Source organism: Corynebacterium sp. MSK008, from assembly GCF_030232585.1.
Classification (GTDB): domain Bacteria; phylum Actinomycetota; class Actinomycetes; order Mycobacteriales; family Mycobacteriaceae; genus Corynebacterium.
In genome coordinates, this window is the sequence record NZ_JASPJX010000002.1 from 203,289 (window position 1) to 218,093 (window position 14,805).

Genomic DNA, 14,805 nt, shown 5'->3' on the forward strand with positions numbered 1-14,805 from the left:
CGCTACTGCCAGGGCAGCTCGATACCGAGTTGCGGCGCCAACGCCACCACGCCGATGCCCACGACCGCCAGCGCGGCCAGCACACCAAGCACGACCGCCGCAGTGTTGGTTTCGGTGGTGGTGTACTGCGCCAGCGTCGGGCGCTGCGCGTTGACCTGCGCCAGCTCAGCTTCGGCTTCGGCGACGTAGTCCTCGGCCTCGTCGAGGGTCATCTGCTCGGCGGCGGAAAGCTCGTACGCGTCCTCGACACCCTGCTCTGCATCGGCCAGGCGCTCCCGGGCGGACTCCACTGCCGCCGCCAGCGCGTCCTGGTCTGCGGCCTGCGCCCACGCGAGCTCAGCCTCTGCAGCATCCTTCGCATCCGTGGCCTCAGCCTCGGCGCGCGCGAGCGCATCCCGCTCGCCTTCTAGGCGCTGCTGCCAATCGACGGCACTCCGCAACCGCCGCTCAGCGTCCTCCAGCGCGCCTGCGGCCTGCGCCAACGCCTCCTGTGTGGCGGCGTCTTGCTGCTCGGCAGCGTCGAGGTCCAGCTGCGCGGTGGAAACTCCAGCCTCGTTGATGGAGAGCTCGGCGGCGTAGTCGTGCGAGACCGCCACGCCGAGCCTGCTGGTCGTGCGGGCCGGGATGGCGCGGATCTTGTCGCGCTTCAGGCCGTCGTAGCTCGGGTTCGCGCGCCTGCGATCGCCCAGGTCGACCGTGAGCTCGGGGGTGCGCAGCGCCTCGCGAGCGCCGGTGGAAACGTAATACGGCACCCCACTCGCGTTAGCCTTCTGCGAGCCGCCGTCCGGGCCGAATGTGTGGGACGTGGTCGGGTAGGACAGTTTGTAGAACTGCATTGTGGCAAACGCTTGGCCGTTGGGCGCGACCCGCACACCGACGCCGATGCCGGTCTGACTCGAGTCGAGCATGCCTTCGTTGTGCCCCGACGTGGAGTTGCGCCATTGAGTGAACAGCGCCTCGGGAAGCTCTGCCCACTGCGTGCGGTCCGCGGTAGCCGGGGAGACATCTGGCCAGCCGAGCCAGTTGTACGCGATGTTTTCCCCGCTGTGCCCGTAAGCCTCGAACTCGGCGTGACGGAAGTAGTCGTTGCCGCCGCGCTGCATGTCGGCGGACATCACGCCGCTCCAGTCGCGGGCGTTGTCGTTGAACACGTCGTGGCTGACCAGCGGGTGCATGCCGTGGCGCTCGCGGTACTCGTTGGTGATCTCCACAACCGCGTCCGCGACCAGCCGCTCCCAGTCCTCCTGGGTGTAGTCGGCGCCGGCGGCCTCGCGGGCCTGGGCGTCGGCGAGTTTGGCCTGCGCGGAATCCGCGGCCTGCTGTTTGTCGGCCTTCTCGGCCGCAGCGGCGGTTGCCGTTTCGTTTGCCGTGGCGGCCGTTTCCTCCGCAAAGGTGACGTCCTCGGCGAGGGCGGCGGTGTCTTCCTCCGCCGCAGTGAGCGCCTCTTGCTTTGCGACGAGCTCCCGCTCCGCCTCCTTCAGCACTTCCTCGGCGGCGTCCAGCTCTGCCTTGCGCTGGTCCACATCGGCGCGCGCGAGCTCAGCTTCAGCCGCGGTCAGCGCAGCCTCCGCCTCCTCGACTGCTGCTTCCGCGTTTCGCACGGCGGCGTTCGCAGCGTCGCGCTGCGCCTTCGCTGCTTTGGCGTCGCGTTCGGCCTGTTGGAGGGAGGCGGATGCGTCGCTAAAAAGCGGCTGCCACTTTGCGGTCGCTTTGTCGAATCCTTGCTGGTCGACGGTGGTGGTAGAACTTCCAGACGACTGCGCCTCAGCGACGGGACATGAACAGTGCTGACGGCGAGCGCGCAGGCGAGCGTGGCAGTTGCGATGCGGGAACGGGACATGGTGGTGCGATCCTTCGGGACACAGGCCAAACGGTGACGATTTAAAAATCTAGATCACCAAAACCTGGCAAACAACTGGATGTTCGGTGGGGGTACCGCAGATCCTCCCGATCAAACGGTGAACTACACAGATGGTGAATGGAGGATGGTGAATCCGCGAAAATTTTCGGATTTTCACCATTAGCCTTTCACCATCTGCGCGCTCGGTGGCGCTGCTGGCGTGGTCGCGCCGGGAACCGCAGCCGACACTGCGCCATCGGGCACCAACCGGAGGGGCGTCGATAGGCGAATGCAAAACACCGCTCCCAACAGCACCACGCGTAACCTAAACAAGCATGACTAACGCCGAGCTGCCGGAGCAGCACAGCGACGAGCACCTCGAGCTCTCGCGCCAAGAATTCGACCGGGAGAACCTCTCGGACGCCGACATCGAGCAGATCAAGGAGCAGCGCGAGGGCGACGAACCGGAGGGCTCGTTCATGCGCTGGGTGATCACGCTGTTCGGCACCGGCGTGGGCGCGGGCATCCTGTTCCTTCCCATCAACGCAGGTAGCTTCGGGTTTTGGCCGTTGGTGATTGCCACGCTGCTGATCGGCCCGATGGTGTTTTTCTCCCACCGCACCTACGCGCGCATCGTTTCCGCCTCCCCGGTGAAGGGGCTGGATGTACTGCAGGTGATCACGGCGCTGACCGGCCGCAAGCGCGGACTCGCCTCGGCGCTGGTGTACTGGCTGGGCATTTACCCCACGGTGCTGATCTACGCCATCTCCATCACCAACACGCTGGACAGTTTCATTGTGAACCAGCTCGGTGGCCCGGGGGTGAGCCGGTGGGTGCTGGCCACGGTCTCGGCGGGGTTGATGACGGGCGCGTACGCCTTCGGCAAGAAACTCACCCTGTGGCTGGCCAACGTTTTGGTGTATCCGCTGATCATCGCGCTGGCAGCGGTGTCGTTCTACCTGATTCCGAGCTGGGACTTCGCCAGCTTCCGCGACTACGAATCCTCTTATTCGGTGTGGCAGGGCCTACTGCTGATCCTGCCGGTGCTGGTGTTTTCCTTCAGCCACATGGCGGCGCTGAGCCAGTTCGCGCTGGATGTGCAAAAGAAGACGGACGGCGACGTCGCCGCCACGGAGCGCGAGGTGTCCAAGGTGGAGATGATCACCGCCGCGATGCTGGTCACTTTCACCATGTTCTTCGTCTGGTCGTGCGCGCTGTCCCTGGGCGCGGACGGTATGGACGCCGCGCGCGAGGAGAATGTGCCGGTGCTGTCGTACCTGGCCAATGAGACCAACGCGCCGTTTATGGCGTGGATCAGCCCCATCATCGCCATCGCGGCGATCATCACCTCCTACTTCGGCCACTTGCTCGGTACGGAGGAGGGCACTGCGTACCTGCTGCGCAGTGTGGCGCCGAACTTTGCGGCTCGCTTCTCGACGTCCACGCTTCGCCTCACCGTCAACATCTTCGTGTTTATCACCGCAGTGATTGTTGCCGTGTTGAACCCGTCGATCCTGGACATGATCTCCGTGGTCGGCGGCGTGTTTGTGGCGTTTTTGGTGTACATCATGCCGGTGCTGCTGTTTAACAAGGCCACCGCGTTCAAGCACTACGCCCGCCGCCCCGACACCATCTTCGTGTTTGTCGTGGGCGTGGTGATCATGGGCGTGACGGTGTGGGACATCGTCGCGGGGTAGGGGTTTTCGCCCCCGAAAAGATATAGAAAGATATCGGAACAATTCGCTGACCAGGCGAAACGGTGAAAAACGGGCCGTATTCACCTTGCTATATCTTTTCTATATCTTTCGGAACCGAAAAATGGGTCCAAAAAGAATTCCCTGGGGAAACGCGACAGGGGCGACGCGTGGGCGTCGATAAGCATAAGTTTCACCTGAACTTCACCTCAGCGAAACCTGAGGGCGCTACGTTTCGGACTGTCTACCGCCCCTGCGAAACGAAGGACCGCCATGCGCAAGCACGTCGCCGTAATCACCGCCCTTGCCCTGCTCACCCCAGTTCCTGTCGCCAACGCGGAGGATCTCGCCTCCCGCTTCACCCTCGGCGTTATGCCGGACACCCAGTTCTACTCTCGCTATGGCACCGAGGCCGCTGGCGACATCTTCGGCGACCGCTACGGCACCAACCCGTTTGATGTGCAGACCGAGTTCCTGGCCGAAAACCACAAGAAGCTGGGCACGCAGTTTGTCACCCACCTGGGCGACGTGGTGGACCAGCCGGAAGACCGCGCCAGCTGGGACATCGCGGACCGCGCGATGAAAACGCTCGAGGACGCCGGAGTGAACTACTCCGTGCTGCCGGGCAACCACGACCTGACCATGTTCGACGGGAAATCCGCTTTCACCGAGTACTTCCCGGAGGAGCGCGCGAAGAAGAACTCCACGTACATGGGCCGCACCGCCTCCACGGAGATCCACAACGGCGGTGACGGCTACGCCTTCCCGGGCCAGAGCGTGGACTCGGAGTACCACATCTTCGAGGCTGAGGGGCAGAAGTACCTGGTGCTCGCGCTTGGTTTCCGCGCCAACGACGAAACGCTGGAGTGGGCGCAGCAGGTCATCGATAGCCACCCGGAGCTGCCCGTGATCCTCACCGCGCACGAGATCTCGGGTATCAACGGCGATGGCTCCACCTACTTCACCAAGGAGTACGGCGAGCACCTCTGGAACACGCTGATCCGTAAAAACGACCAGATCTTCCTCACCATCGCCGGCCACCACCATGGTGCGGGCTACCACGTGGAGAAGAACGACGCTGGTCACGACGTGATCAACATCCTGCAGGACTACCAGATGGCCTACCTGGGCGGCAACGGCCTGATGGGCCAGCTGCAGTTCGACCTGACCAACAACCAGCTCGAGATGCTCGCGTACTCGCCGTGGGTGAAGTCCAAGAAGTACGAGCAGCTGACATCTTTCGACCACCTGATCATGGAGGGCGAGGGCGACTCCTACACCATCGATTTCGACTTCGCGGAGCGTTTCAAGGCGTTCGCCCCTTCGTTTACGGCCGGCGACGCGAACGACCCGGACTACAACGAAGCGCTGAAGCAGACCATCACCGACGGCTACAAGGCCTACGAGGTCACCGAGAAGGACAAGCCGAAGGACGAGCAAGATTACGCCTACGTGGACGGTACCGTCGTGCACTGGCGTCCGGGCCAGACGAAGGTCGAGGGCACATTGCTTAACGACGGCGAAGCCGCCCCCGCCGGCGCCGTCATCCCCGACGTCGCTGGAGGCGACGACATGACCCGCGCACGCCACCGCATCGCGGCAGGCGCCGACGCGGTGACCTTCTCCGACGACAAGCACCCGCTGTCTTCAGACCGCGGCTCCCTGCGCTGGAAAGACCCGAAGTTCAAGCACTCCACCGCCTGGTTCGAAACCGCCACCGGCGCCGACATCAACTCGGAGGAGTTTGAAAACGGCTACACCGTGGAGGCCTTCCTCAAGCTCGACGAGGACTGGAACGCCGACAACAACAAGTGGTCCAACGCCCTGATCCGCGACGCCTCCGGCACCATCACCCACCCGGAAAGCGAGGACGGCGACCCGATCCAGATGCTCGGCGTGTCCAGCCTGCGCGAGCTGCGCTGGTACTCCTACGGCGAAAACGGCGAGGGCTTCTCCAACTGGACCCACGAGGTGCCGAAGGGCAAGTGGATGCACATCGCCGTGGTCAACGACCCGGCAGACAAGTCCGTGACCATGTACGTGGACGGCTCCCCGATCCTGCGCGACGGCTACGGCCCGCTGGGCATGGGCGGCAACGGCGACAAGTGGCTTCTGGGCACCTCCGCCTGGGACAACGACAAGGTCGACGGCTGGTTCGGCAACATCGGCGAGATCCGCATGGTGGACCACCCGATCGGTCCGGACCAGTGGCTGACCGCCCGCGGCAAGGCACCGGCCCCGACGACCGCGCCGACCACCACGGCCGCTCCCGCTGCGCCGGTGACAACCACCGTTTCGGTGCCGACCACCGTCACCAGCACCATCTCCGGAACGCCGAGCACCGCCACCACCACCGTGGCAGTGCCGACCACCGTCACCGCCGAGCCGAAGCCAGCAGAGGATCAGGACGGCTCCTCCAACGTGGGTAGCAGCATCGGCGCCTTCGCCGGCGGCGTGCTGGTGGGCGTGCTTGGCCTGCTCGCAGCAGTGCTCGCCGGCGCGGGCGGCGCGTTCCAGTGGGTGCTGGATCAGCTGCGACCGTTCCTGCCTCAGATGTAGGTTCGCGGCCTAGACCTCGGCTGTCGCGGCGAAGAACGCCTCGGCGAACGTCGCCGGATCAGACAAGTCGATTCCGCACAGCTCCTGGATTCGTGCGATGCGGGAGCGGGCGGTGTGCCGGTGGATGCCTAACGCCTCCGCGGTGTGGGCCAGTTGCCCGCCTTGCTGCAAAAAAACGGTAAGCGTCCTGGCGTAGTCGGTTTGGTGTTTAGTGTCTTCTGTCTCGAGCACGCCAAATAGCTCTTTGCGTTGTGCCCGCAGTGCGTCGGCAACGGCGGGTTCGGTGAGCCAACTGGCACGTGAGGAGCCGGGAAGAGCACTGTCGCCGAGCGCGAGTACACCGCACCGCGATTTCAGTGCGCGGATTTGCGCTTCGTCGAGGTCTGCGGCAGGCAACGGGCGGCTGACTGCGAGGCGCACACGCTTGGCGGCAGCGCCGAGAGCAGCGAGAAGATCGGTGCCGTCTTGGTCTGGGTGGACCAATACCACCATGCTCAACGCGTCGAGCGGTGCCGCGTACAGAAAATGCCCTTGCGTGTCGGCCGCGGTGTCTAACGCGTTGCGCGCCTGTTCGAGTGCACGCTTTCTATCTGCAGTGATGACAGCTGGGCGGGTGAGCCCGGAGTCGTCGATAGGCGTGTCGAAGCCCCGGGGCAGCAGCGCGGACCCGTCGCCGAGTCCGAAGCGTGATGAAAGTGCGAATGCGTTGAGCTCATTTCGTGCCGCGCGCAGCTCCGCGGGGCGTGCCAGCAGCATGTCTGCCAGGCCAGCGCAGTGGCGCAGCAGCGCGGCAGGGGGATGCTGGGCCGAGGTGACTTCCAGGGAATACGGGCGCTGCGGCCCTGATACCAAGCGGTGCTTTGAGGTGCGCATCCGCGAGCCGTCTTCCATTGCGCGTGCGTAGCCGGAAGACTCCCCGGCAGCGACGGGCGCCGCGCCGGGACCGGTGATTCGCACACTAGCGTCAAGCAGCTCCGCTGCCGTGCCGACCAACATGTCCAGTGAGCCTGGGATTGCCGCTCGGGTGAGACGTTCCTGGTCATCTATAAGCCGCTGCTGTTCGAGTTGGGCTCGACGACGCTGCTCTTGGTGGATGGCAGTCAGGATGGAAATAAACGGAATCTGCCGCGGAACTTCAAACAGTCCGATGCCGCGCCGACGGGCTGCTGCAATCACTTGCTCGGGTATGGAAGCGAACGTCAGGCCGGTGCCGAAGCCCACCGCTACAGCGCCAGCATCCGACAGGTGGTCGATGTAGCGGCCGAGGTCTGTTTGGCTGTCCTTGAAAGCGATGCCCACGGTGAGCACGAGCGAGTCGGGTTGGATGAACTCGGTGGCGTCTTCAAGCTCGTTGGTCTGCGCCAGTGCGAAACTTCCTGCAGAAGGCGCGACAACCTGCCGTAATGCAAGCTCTGGTTTGTGCAATAGCCAGGTGAAACTCAGGTCCATAGGGCTCCATTCCGTACAAGAAGCCGATCCAATATCGCCACACTGTACATGGCGCTAGTCATGAATGGTCCCCATACTGTGCTGCAACACTCTTATCCACTTCCTAAGGAGCGCAGCATGCAAGATTTGAAGTACCACCTCCCGCAAGAACGCCGCGTGAGCACCGACGGGATGGGGCCAAAGAGCAAGGATTTGGACGCTCGCCGCCAGAGTGCTGTGGCGCGCGCCCTCTCCCCCGGGCTGCCTGGCTACGTGGTCGAGGGTGACGGCGGAGTGCTCGTGGACGCGGACGGCAATTCGTTCATCGACTTCGCCTCGGGCATCGCCGTGACCTCGGTCGGCGCGTCCAACGAGAAGGTTGCTACGGCGGTTGCGGAAGCTGCAGCGAAGTTCACCCACACCTCGTTCATGGTTTCGCCGTACGAGTCCTACGTCGCCGTGTGCGAGAAGCTCAACGAACTCACCCCAGGCGACTTTGCCAAGAAGTCCTTCCTGCTCAACTCCGGTGCAGAGGCTGTGGAAAACGCAGTGAAGGTGGCTCGTTCCTACACCGGAAAACCGGCGGTGGTGGTGTTCGACCGGGGCTACCACGGCCGCACCAATCTGACTATGGCCATGACAGCGAAGAACAAGCCGTACAAGACCAAGTTCGGCCCCTTCGCTTCTGATGTCCACCGGGTGCCGGGCTCCTACCCGCTTCACGACGGCCTGACGGGCCAAGAGGCTGCCGACCGCGCGATCAAAACCATCGAGCAGGAGATCGGCGCAGAAAACCTCGCCTGCGTGGTCATCGAGCCGATTCAGGGCGAGGGAGGCTTCATCGTTCCCGCGGAGGGGTTCTTGCCGGCGATTGCGCAGTGGTGCCGTGACAACGACGTCGTCTTCGTCGCTGACGAAATCCAGGCCGGCTTTGCCCGCACCGGCGAATTGTTCTCCGTCAACCACGAGGGAGTGGAGCCGGACGTGATCACCACCGCCAAGGGCATCGCTGGCGGCCTGCCGCTGTCCGGTGTGACTGGCCGTGCCGAGATCATCGACGCGCCCATCCCCGGCGCACTCGGCGGAACCTACGGCGGCAACCCGGTCGCCTGCGCCGCAGCGCTCGCGGCCATCGAGGAGATGGAAACGCACGACCTGCCGGGGCGCGCACGCGAGATCGAGAAAATCGTGCGCACACATCTAGAGCCCCTGGTGGAGCTCGACGGTGTGCGGGAGCTGCGCGGCCGTGGCGCGATGATCGCGCTGGAGCTTGAGGATGGCGCGGCCACCGCAGACGTTGCTTCCGCATGCAAGGAGCAGGGGGTGTTGATCCTCACATGCGGTATGGACGGCAACGTCATCCGACTGCTGCCGTCGCTGGTGATCCCCGCGAATCTGCTTGTTGAGGGGCTGGAGATCCTCGCTGGCGCGATCAGGGAGCGTGTGGCGTAAATGACGAAGCAGTTTGATGTTGTTAACCCTGCAACCGAGGAAGTCATCGCCCGAGTGCCGGACACCGGCAAGGACGAATGGCTCGCCGCCCTGGGCCGCGCGGTTGATGCGCAGTCGGCGTGGGCGGAGTTCTCGCCGCGCGAGCGCGCCGAAGTCCTACGCGCCGTCTACGAGAAGATCACCGCGCGTACCGACGAGTTCGCTCGCACGATGACCCAGGAAATGGGCAAGCCTCTTGCAGAAGCGAAAGGCGAGGTAGCCTACGGCGCCGAATACTTCCGTTGGTTCGCGGAAGAGGCAGTGCGCATCCCCGGCCGCGTCGGTCGCGCCCCGGGCGGCAACGGCGACATGGTGATCACTCGCGCGCCTGTCGGCCCTGTGCTGGCGATTACGCCCTGGAACTTCCCCTTGGCTATGGCCACCCGCAAGATTGCCCCGGCGATGGCGGCGGGGTGCCCAATCGTGGTCAAGCCCGCCGCAGAGACCCCGCTGACAATGTTGCTTGTCGCAGACATCATCGGCGAGGCGGTTGCGGAGGCCGGCGGCCCGAAGGACCTGGTGCAGATCCTCACGACCACCGACTCCACCGGTTTGTCGGAGACGCTGATGGCGGATGAACGCTTGCGCAAGATCACCTTCACCGGCTCTACTGCAGTGGGCAAGATCCTGGTCAAGCAGTCTGCGGATAACCTGCTGCGCACCTCGATGGAGCTCGGCGGCAACGCTCCGTTCCTGGTCTGTGAAGACGCGGATCTGGACTTGGTGCTGGATTGCGCGATGCAGGCAAAGATGCGAAACGGCGGTGAGGCCTGCATTGCCGCGAACCGCTTTCTCGTCCACGAGTCTCTGGCAGAGAAGTTCACTGAGCGCCTCACTCAGCGCATGTCCGAGGTGACGATGGGCAACGGCATGGATGACGGTGTCACGCTCGGGCCCATGATCACCGTGAAGCAGCGCGACGGCATTGCGAAGCTCGTCGATAAGGCTGTTGCGGCCGGTGCCACCGTGACCACCGGTGGTGAGGTCCCTGAGGGTAAGGGCTACTTCTACCCCGCCACCGTACTTATCGACGTACCTGTGGACTCCCCCATCCTGCGCGAGGAAATCTTCGGGCCGGTGGCCACTGTGACCACTTTCGCCACTTTGGAAGAAGGCATTGCAGCAGCCAACGACACCGAATTCGGCTTGGCTGCGTACGGGTTCAGCGAAAGCGTCCATACCTGCCGCCGCCTGGCTGAAGAGCTCAAGGCCGGCATGGTCGGCATCAACCGCGGCGCGATCTCGGATGCTGCCGCCCCGTTCGGTGGCATCAAGCAATCCGGCTTTGGTCGTGAGGGCGGTGCCGAGGGCATCGAAGAGTACCTCGACGTGAAGTACCTGGCGCTGTAAAAGAAAGGAACCACAACCATGTCCCAATACGCAGTAACCAACCCGGCGACCGGCGAAGTGGTGGAGACCTTCGACGGCGCCACCGACCAGGAAATCCAGGATGTGATCGCCGCTAGCAAAGAGGCTTACGCCGACTGGTCCACGCTGACTTTCAGCTACCGCGCGGAACGCTTGAAGAAGCTTGCTGACTTACTCCGCACTAACAGCGAAGACCTCGCGAAGGTCTCTTGCACTGAAATGGGCAAACCTCTGGAGGAGATGTTGGGAGAGATCGGGTTCTCTGCCGACATCATCGACTACTACGCAGATAACGGCGAAAATTTTGCGGCGGAGCAACAGATCCCGACCCAGGGTGGTAACGCGGTGGTGCGCCACTTGCCCATCGGCCCGCTGCTGGGCATCATGCCGTGGAACTTCCCCTACTACCAGGTTGCGCGCTTTGTGGGCCCGAACCTGATGTTGGGCAACACCATCGTGCTCAAGCATGCAGAGATTTGCCCGAAGAGTGCCTTGCGTTTTGAGGAGCTCACGCGGCAGGCGGGTATCCCCGACGGTGTGTACGTGAATATCTTCGCTTCGCACGACCAAGTCTCAGACATCATCGCCGATCCCCGTATCCAGGGGATCTCTCTGACCGGCTCCGGGCGTGCCGGCGCTGCCGTCGCAGCACAGGCCGGCGAGCAGCTAAAAAAAGTCGTGTTGGAACTTGGAGGCACCGATCCTTACATTTTGTTAGACACGGACGATGTCGCCGCGGCAGCGAAGTTGGCGTTTGAGACCCGCATGGTCAACACCGGCCAAGCGTGTAACTCCAACAAGCGCATGATTGTGATGGAGGACATCTACGACGAGTTCGTTGCTGAGCTGGTCGAGCTCGCTCAGGGGATGCGACCGACGACTTGGGACAACGTAGAGGAGGGTACGTATTGTCCGTTGTCATCTCGCGATGCAGCGGAGGCCCTGCGCAAACAGCTGGATGATGCCGTAGCTGCGGGGGCGAAGTTGCGCGTCGGCGGCGAGCTCAGTGAGACGGGTGCCTACGTCTCCCCTGCCGTGATCACGGATATCCCCCGTGGTTCCGGCCCATATTACGAAGAGTACTTCGGCCCTGTCGCCGAGGTGTACAAGGTTTCTTCGGACGAGGAGGCCATCGAACTCGCCAACGATTCCCTTTATGGGCTCGGTGGCGCGGTGTTTTCCAATGACGAGAACCGGGCGAAAGCCGTCGCAGACCGTCTGGACGTTGGCATGGCCAACGTGAACACACCAGCTGGCATGGGTGCAGAGCTGCCGTTTGGCGGTGTGAAGCAATCAGGCTACGGCCGAGAACTCGGTCCCGAGGGCATGGACGAGTTTGTGAACAAACAGCTCTACTACGTGGCCGAGTAGGCGACGGTGCTGGGCGGGTGTGCATTTGCATACGCGCCCGGGAAGGCGGTTGACGTTTCGCACGGGTTCGCCGCAACCCGGCTTCCGAACTAAACGGCTCCAATAATCTCGGGGAAACGCTCCCGAGGAGGCACAACCATACAGAAAGGTGGCACCCGCATGGTCCATGTCGGTAAGACAATCGTGAACGCACTGGAGGCGCAGGGCGTCGAGCGCACGTACATCGTCCCCGGAGAAAGCTTCCTCCCGGTGTTGGACGGGCTGCACGATTCTTCCATCGACACTGTGGTCTGCCGGCAGGAAGGCGGCGCCGCCTACATGGCGGAAGCCCAAGGTAAAGCAACGGGTAAACCCGGCGTCGCCATGGTCACGCGCGGCCCAGGTGCGTCGAACGCTTTCGTGGCTATTCACGCGGCGTGGCAAGACTGCACCCCGATGGTCCTGTTTGTCGGGTTGATCCCGTTCTCGGACCGGGACCGGGAGTCCTTCCAGGAGTTCGACCCGAAAGCATGGTTTGGAACGCAGGCCAAGCAGGTGTTCGTTTTGGACGACCCGTCTGCCGCATCCCGCGTCGTGGCGGATGCGTTCTTCCAAGCTTCGACCGGCCGCCCTGGCCCGGTAGTGATTGGTCTGCCAGAAGACGTGCTCTACGAGGAATTCGAGGGCACCGTTTATCCTCCCCGACCCGTATCGCGCGGAGGGGTGTCGCAGGGGCAGCGGGACGCCGTCGAAAAGCAGCTTGCTTCCGCGAAGCGGCCGCTGATCTACGCAGGTGGGCCCGGGTGGGACCAGAAGACCTCGCGCAAGCTCGCAGAGTTCGCGGACGCCCACAACATTCCGGTGGTGCACGACTGGCGTGCGACGGACCGCATCGCGTTTTCTGCCACCGCCAACGCCGGTTGGCTGGGCTACGGCCGTGATGAGAACGTAGCGCGCCTGTTGGATGACGCTGATGTGTTGCTGCAGGTGGGCGCGGCGCTTACCGACGTCCCAACGGACGGCTACACACTGCGTCAAAGCCCAGACGCTGTGAACATCATCGCGCTTATGGATACCGCGCTTCGCGGTCACTCCGGCGCAGTGACCGAACACATCGTCGCCTCGCCAGCGGAGTTCGTGGACGTGCTGACCACGTTGGACGTGCCGGTGGCGGACGAGCAACGTTATGTCGCCGCGCACCAGGCACATCTCGACTTCGCCGCGATCAGCCAGTCGAATACCTGGCGTGACGCACCTGAAGGCACCGTCCACCTGGAGGAGGTGTTCCGGCAGCTGCAACAGCAGGTTGGCAACGACGGGATCTACACTTTCGGCGCCGGCGACCACTGCATCTGGGCCCAGCGCTTCCTTCGCACCGAGCAGTTCCCCTCCCAGCTGGGCATGCGCAACGGTTCCATGGGGTACTCGGTGCCCGCTGCGGTCGCAGCCGCCCTGGAGTTTCCGGAGCGCACTGTTGTCACAATTGCCGGCGACGGCGAATACCTCATGAATGGCCAGGAGTTCGCCACCGCCGTGCAGGAGGGCACAGCTTTCCTGGCGGTGACGGTGACCAATGGTCAGTACTCCACTATTCGCGGGCACCAGGAGAAGTACTTCCCGGGAAGGGTGAGCGGAACCCAGATGGTCAATCCGGATTTCGCGGAGGTGGCGAAGGCGTTCGGCGGCCACGGCGAGTTGGTCACCGCCGACGACCAGGTTGCCGGCGCCATCGAGCGGGCGCTGCGGAAGGTGCGCGAGGAGCGCGTGCCCGCCATCGTCAATGTGATTGTGGCGCAGGAGCTGGGGCTGCCGGAGTAACGCCTTTCCAAGGCAGCGCCGCCAGCGCAAGCGCCGCCTGCGACGGGACGGTGACGTCTAAACCGGTCTGCGTTTTGAAAGATTGGAGACGGTTGACCACTGTGTTCCGGTGGCAGTGCAGCAGTGCTGCCACATCTTTGGTGGATCCACTTTTCAGGTACGCCCCCACGGTATCCACGACGTCAGGCGCACTCTTGCGCAGCTCCACTACCCCGGCGTGCGCAGCGTGAAGCTGGGCAGGGAGCAACGGGCGGACGTGCTGGGCCGCTAACGCCCAAGCAACGTCTTCAACAGGGATGAGGCGGCCGGGGTTCTCTGCGGCATCGAACATGGCCACACTCGCACGCACGGCCGCACGCACCGCCGCCAAGTTTGGTAGCTGATTAAAGGTCACCGCGCCGAGATGGTCCGTGTGATCCCGGATGAAGTCCTGGGCCTGTTTGCTGGCGGGAAAGAAGGCTGCGTACAAGCCGTGGTATCCGTGACCATAGATTTCTCCACGGACAGCGAGAGGCTCGAGCACGGTCTGCACTGGAGCCCACTCGCTGGGGTGGTAGACAACAAGATCGATGGCGGTGCCTTCCGCAATCCCCAGCGCCCTGGAGATGGCCCCCATGGCCTGCTCTCCCAAGTGCTCCGCGGAAAACAGTCGCTCAATGTGGCGGTCGTGAGCGAAGCGGGCGTCGTGCCGCGCGCGTGCCTGCTCAGCTGCGTACGCACCGCGGATATGCACGGTGTAGCGCGACACCAACTTCTGAATGTTCGCCACATGCTCCACCAACAACGGCAGCTGTTCTGAAGAGACCGTTGCGCGGAAATGGTCCCACAACACGGTGAAGTCGATCTGGATAGCATCTACAAGAGCGGACAGACGCACGCCTTGGTGTGCCCGCTTGGTGCCGAGTTGGCGGGCGTGTGCTGCGAGTGAATCTTCATCCATCCCGTATTCGAGTTGCACCAGGAAAAGCCCCAGGATGCTGGAGGCTGTCGAGCGGAGTTCAGCGTCGTCCACGATGTCTTCGCGGTAGTAGCCCAAGTCGTGGAACTGCTCGAGGAACGCGTCGACGAGTTTTGGTAAGTCCTCACGAACTCGCTGGACAATGCCACTCCAGTTGTCCGTTGAATCAGTGTGCATGTGCACAACGTTACAAGCGCAGGTTATGAAATGTGCCAGAAGTCCGCAAAGAGGTGTCGATCACTGCAGCAAGCCCATAGTGTCAGAGCACACAATTTGTAGCTGCACGGAGGAGGCGGGCA

9 protein-coding genes are annotated in these 14,805 nt (G+C 63.3%); 6 read left to right on the forward strand and 3 right to left on the reverse strand.

The window, feature by feature from the left end; genetic code table 11:
- Nucleotides 1–2: 2 nt before the first annotated feature.
- Nucleotides 3–1,601 carry a CAP domain-containing protein gene (locus QP996_RS02555; RefSeq protein ID WP_284871061.1) on the reverse strand — a complete coding sequence of 533 codons (1,599 nt, stop codon included), beginning with the start codon at nt 1,599–1,601 and terminating at the stop codon, nt 3–5.
- 574 nt (nt 1,602–2,175) lie between these two features.
- Here QP996_RS02555 and QP996_RS02560 point away from each other — a divergent pair.
- Both QP996_RS02560 and QP996_RS02565 read left to right on the forward strand, forming a co-directional pair.
- On the forward strand, nt 2,176–3,537 hold the full coding sequence (locus QP996_RS02560; RefSeq protein WP_284871062.1) for an amino acid permease: 1,362 nt from the start codon (nt 2,176–2,178) through the stop codon (nt 3,535–3,537).
- 270 nt (nt 3,538–3,807) lie between these two features.
- Nucleotides 3,808–6,093, forward strand: coding sequence for a LamG-like jellyroll fold domain-containing protein (locus QP996_RS02565; RefSeq protein WP_284871063.1), 2,286 nt, complete (start codon nt 3,808–3,810; stop codon nt 6,091–6,093).
- A gap of 9 nt (nt 6,094–6,102) precedes the next feature.
- Here QP996_RS02565 and QP996_RS02570 read toward each other — a convergent pair whose 3' ends face one another.
- Nucleotides 6,103–7,542, reverse strand: a complete 1,440-nt coding sequence (locus QP996_RS02570; protein ID WP_284871064.1) for a PucR family transcriptional regulator — start codon at nt 7,540–7,542, stop codon at nt 6,103–6,105.
- A gap of 117 nt (nt 7,543–7,659) precedes the next feature.
- On the opposite strand from QP996_RS02570, the gene gabT reads away from it, so the two are divergent.
- From gabT to QP996_RS02590, 4 genes are all read left to right on the forward strand, one after another.
- Nucleotides 7,660–8,973, forward strand: coding sequence for a 4-aminobutyrate--2-oxoglutarate transaminase (gene gabT / locus QP996_RS02575; protein ID WP_284871065.1), 1,314 nt, complete (start codon nt 7,660–7,662; stop codon nt 8,971–8,973).
- Nucleotides 8,974–10,362: an NAD-dependent succinate-semialdehyde dehydrogenase gene (locus QP996_RS02580; RefSeq protein WP_284871066.1), complete on the forward strand. Its 1,389-nt coding sequence runs from the start codon at nt 8,974–8,976 to the stop codon at nt 10,360–10,362.
- A gap of 18 nt (nt 10,363–10,380) precedes the next feature.
- The gene (locus tag QP996_RS02585) at nt 10,381–11,751 is read left to right on the forward strand and encodes an NAD-dependent succinate-semialdehyde dehydrogenase (protein WP_284871067.1); all 1,371 of its coding nucleotides are present in this window, start codon (nt 10,381–10,383) and stop codon (nt 11,749–11,751) included.
- A 159-nt stretch (nt 11,752–11,910) separates the two neighbouring features.
- The gene (locus tag QP996_RS02590) at nt 11,911–13,548 is read left to right on the forward strand and encodes a thiamine pyrophosphate-dependent enzyme (protein ID WP_284871068.1); all 1,638 of its coding nucleotides are present in this window, start codon (nt 11,911–11,913) and stop codon (nt 13,546–13,548) included.
- Here QP996_RS02590 and QP996_RS02595 read toward each other — a convergent pair.
- Nucleotides 13,508–14,683 (reverse strand): helix-turn-helix domain-containing protein, encoded by a 1,176-nt coding sequence (locus QP996_RS02595; RefSeq protein ID WP_284871069.1) that lies wholly within the window; start codon nt 14,681–14,683, stop codon nt 13,508–13,510. The genes QP996_RS02590 and QP996_RS02595 overlap by 41 nt on opposite strands.
- Between the last annotated feature and the right edge of the window lie 122 nt (nt 14,684–14,805).

What these genes read in the sequence shown, in the direction of transcription:
- QP996_RS02560 (WP_284871062.1), top strand. Translation starts at nt 2,176, where the DNA reads ATGACTAACGCCGAGCTGCCGGAGCAGCACAGCGACGAGCACCTCGAG.
- QP996_RS02565 (WP_284871063.1), top strand. Translation starts at nt 3,808, where the DNA reads ATGCGCAAGCACGTCGCCGTAATCACCGCCCTTGCCCTGCTCACCCCA.
- QP996_RS02570 (WP_284871064.1), bottom strand. Translation starts at nt 7,542, where the DNA reads ATGGACCTGAGTTTCACCTGGCTATTGCACAAACCAGAGCTTGCATTA.
- gabT (WP_284871065.1), top strand. Translation starts at nt 7,660, where the DNA reads ATGCAAGATTTGAAGTACCACCTCCCGCAAGAACGCCGCGTGAGCACC.
- QP996_RS02580 (WP_284871066.1), top strand. Translation starts at nt 8,974, where the DNA reads ATGACGAAGCAGTTTGATGTTGTTAACCCTGCAACCGAGGAAGTCATC.
- QP996_RS02585 (WP_284871067.1), top strand. Translation starts at nt 10,381, where the DNA reads ATGTCCCAATACGCAGTAACCAACCCGGCGACCGGCGAAGTGGTGGAG.
- QP996_RS02590 (WP_284871068.1), top strand. Translation starts at nt 11,911, where the DNA reads ATGGTCCATGTCGGTAAGACAATCGTGAACGCACTGGAGGCGCAGGGC.
- QP996_RS02595 (WP_284871069.1), bottom strand. Translation starts at nt 14,683, where the DNA reads ATGCACACTGATTCAACGGACAACTGGAGTGGCATTGTCCAGCGAGTT.